Origin of the sequence: uncultured Caballeronia sp., assembly GCF_964243625.1 — a bacterium.
Classification (GTDB): domain Bacteria; phylum Pseudomonadota; class Gammaproteobacteria; order Burkholderiales; family Burkholderiaceae; genus Caballeronia.
Window position 1 is genome coordinate 1 of the sequence record NZ_CAXTGZ010000717.1, and the last position, 2,881, is coordinate 2,881.

Consider the following 2,881-nt stretch of genomic DNA (forward strand, 5'->3'; position numbering starts at 1 on the left):
ATAAAAAACCCGTTCCGGTAATGCAAGCCGGAACGGGTTTTGTACCTCTGGAACGTCGGTTCAAGCCGCGAGCAGGACCACCGTCAACGATCTCACGCCCTGCGCGCCGCGAATCAGCACGCCTTCAATATCGGCTGTCGCGGATGGCCCCGTCACCAGTACTGCGTATCGTGCGTTTTTGAAGTCATCCTGTCTGTACACATCCTGCAGACCATCCACGATCCGCGCCGGATCGAGCAAGACCACGAGATGCTGCACGAGATAACCGATCGAATTGACGATGTACTCGGCCTCGCTGAACCACACCGAGCCAGTTTCCGCCACGCCGAAGCGCGCACGCACGACGCCGGCATCGACATCCTGCAGCAATGCAGGCGCCATTTCGGGTGAAAGCGCACGGTTTCCATCGATACCCGCAACCGCCGATGCCACAATTGCATCAGCGCCGAAACGCTCGGCCAGCAGCGCACGCACGGTATCGAGCGATTCGCCTTCGACTACCGTGCCGCCCATCGCGGCGAGCGCCGTACGAAAGCGTTCGAGACGCTCGCCGGGAGGGGTATCGAAGAGGGGCACTTCGGGGCGCGGACGGCCCGCCGGTTGCGCCGCGCGGATCTTGGCCAAGAAAGCTTCACGCGTTGTCGTCATTTCTGCGCTGCCTTGCGATTTTTCTTGTACCACTCATGGAAGGTTTCAGCCGGTGTTTCAGGCAAGTCACGCTGACGGCCCCAGATATTCAGCGGGTTGTACAGCACGAAATTCGGCAAGCGTTTCAGCGCGCCGCCAAGCGACGCCACCGTGCCGCGATACAACGTCGGACTGGCAAGCAGGCGCCCCGCCATCTTCAGCACTTCGGCCTTCACGAACGGTACTTCATGATTCGCCGCGATGACCTCGCGCCACTTGTAGATCTGCTCGTGAATGTTGACTTTCGTCGGGCAGACATTCGTGCAACTCCCGTTCAAAGTCGATGCAAACGGCAAGCTGCTGAAACGCTTCATATCGTAGGTCGGATTGATGATCGCGCCGATCGGCCCCGAATACGTAAAGCCATACGACAAGCCGCCGCTACGCCGATAAACCGGGCACGTATTCATGCACGCGCCGCAGCGGATGCATTTGAGCGAGTACCAGAAATCTTCCATCGCGAGGCGCTCGGAGCGGCCGTGATCGACGAGGATGTAATGCATCTCCGAGCCCGGACGCGGCGCGCGAAAATGCGAGGTGTATTGCGTGATCGGCGAGCCGAGCGCGCTACGCGACAACATGCGCACGAACACGCCGAGATCGGAAATCTTGGGAATCAGCTTTTCGATACCAATCGACGCAATATGCAGCGGCGGCACATTCGCCGACAAATCCGCGTTGCCTTCGTTCGTACACACCACGACCGTACCCGTCTCGGCAACTGCGAAATTGCATCCCGTCATGCCCGCCGTTTTCTCGCGCACGAAATACGGCCGCGTGTTCATGCGCTGGCTTTCGGCGAGATAGTGGATGTCGCTGTTCTTGGGATCGGTGCCGATGGTTCGTCCGAACAGCTCGGCGACGTCCGCGCGCAACTTGTGCACGGCCGGCACGACCATGTGGCTCGGATCCTGATTGTCCAGTTGCTGGATGCGTTCGCCGAGATCCGTTTCCATCACCGTGATGCCGCGCGGTTCGATGTACTCGCGCATCTTGCATTCATCGGTGAGCATGGATTTGCTTTTCACCAGCGTGGTCAACCCGCGCTCGGACATCAGCTTGTAGACGATCTCGTTGTGTTCCTCGGCGGAGGCCGCGTAATGCACGGTGACGCCATGCGACTCGGCTTGCGAGATGAACTGCTCGAGGTAATCGGAGAGATGGGAGAGCGTATGCTCCTTGATCCCCGATGCCAGGTCCCGCAGCGTTTCCCATTCGGGCATGCCGTGCGCTTGCGCATCGCGTTTGCTGCGCAGGTCCCAGAGGCGTTTGTCGTGGAAAGCGACGTGATCCGTTTTCGCGATAAACGCGCCCGCCGCCTTCGCGTGATCGAGCCGCTTGCTCTTTCCCTTCACGACGTCGCTCATGCGCGTGCTCCGTTCAGAACCTGTGCGATGTGGATGAATTGTGCATCGAGTTTCAGGCGCTCGGCGCAGCCTTGCTGATGCATGAGACACGACATGTCGCCGGAGACGATGTATTGTGCGCCCGCGCCGACGTGATCGCGCACCTTGTCCTGCCCCATCCTCACCGATACCGCTTCTTCCGTCACTGAAAACGTGCCGCCGAAACCGCAGCATTCGTCGGGCCGGGTGAGTGTGACGAATTCGATGCCCTTCACGCCTTCGAGCAACGCACGGGGTTTGGAGAAAGGCGCGCCATTGATCTCCGACGCCGATACTTCCTTCAGGTGCCGGATCGCGCTGCAGCTATTGTGCAGTCCCACGCGATGCGGAAATTCGGCCCACGGGAATTCGCGCACCTTGAGGACATCGTGGAGAAACTCGACGAGTTCGTAGGCGCTTGCCCGGACCTTTTTCACCGATGCCGTTTGCTCGATCGCCGTCAGGTGTTCGCGCACGTGATGAATGCAGCTCGCCGAGGGTCCTACTACGTAGTCGTAGTCGGCGAAGTTGCGGGCGAATACGCGCTCGGCGCCGGCGGCCTCCTTTTGCGCGCCGCTGTTTGCCATGGGCTGGCCGCAGCAGGTCTGCTCTTCGGGATAGTCGACGTCTACGCCCAGGCGTTCGAGCAGCTCAAGCGTCGCGATGCCGACTTCGGGGTAGAACGCATCGATGAAACAGGGGACGAACAGGGCGACTTTCATGGGCGGGGTTTGCGCTGGCGCTTGGGGGTGGGGTTTTTTGTTATCGCTGGGCGTTTTTTGCTTTTGCTGGTCAGTTTTCTTTTTGCT

The 2,881-nt window shown here is 59.9% G+C and carries 3 protein-coding genes; all 3 read right to left on the reverse strand.

Annotated features, from left to right (window positions below):
* Window positions 1-60: 60 nt before the first annotated feature.
* The 3 genes from ACFFAR_RS29845 to ACFFAR_RS29855 are packed head-to-tail and all read right to left on the reverse strand — an operon-like array spanning window position 61 to window position 2,794.
* Window positions 61-648, reverse strand: a complete 588-nt coding sequence (locus ACFFAR_RS29845) for a lactate utilization protein C (RefSeq protein ID WP_375509078.1) — start codon at window positions 646-648, stop codon at window positions 61-63.
* On the reverse strand, window positions 645-2,054 hold the full coding sequence (locus ACFFAR_RS29850) for a lactate utilization protein B (RefSeq protein ID WP_375509079.1): 1,410 nt from the start codon (window positions 2,052-2,054) through the stop codon (window positions 645-647). Before ACFFAR_RS29850 ends, ACFFAR_RS29845 begins: the two co-directional genes overlap by 4 nt.
* The gene (locus ACFFAR_RS29855) at window positions 2,051-2,794 is read right to left on the reverse strand and encodes a (Fe-S)-binding protein (RefSeq protein WP_061999975.1); all 744 of its coding nucleotides are present in this window, start codon (window positions 2,792-2,794) and stop codon (window positions 2,051-2,053) included. Before ACFFAR_RS29855 ends, ACFFAR_RS29850 begins: the two co-directional genes overlap by 4 nt.
* Window positions 2,795-2,881 lie beyond the last annotated feature (87 nt).

What these genes read in the sequence shown, in the direction of transcription:
- ACFFAR_RS29855 (WP_061999975.1), bottom strand. Translation starts at nt 2,794, where the DNA reads ATGAAAGTCGCCCTGTTCGTCCCCTGTTTCATCGATGCGTTCTACCCC.
- ACFFAR_RS29845 (WP_375509078.1), bottom strand. Translation starts at nt 648, where the DNA reads ATGACGACAACGCGTGAAGCTTTCTTGGCCAAGATCCGCGCGGCGCAA.
- ACFFAR_RS29850 (WP_375509079.1), bottom strand. Translation starts at nt 2,054, where the DNA reads ATGAGCGACGTCGTGAAGGGAAAGAGCAAGCGGCTCGATCACGCGAAG.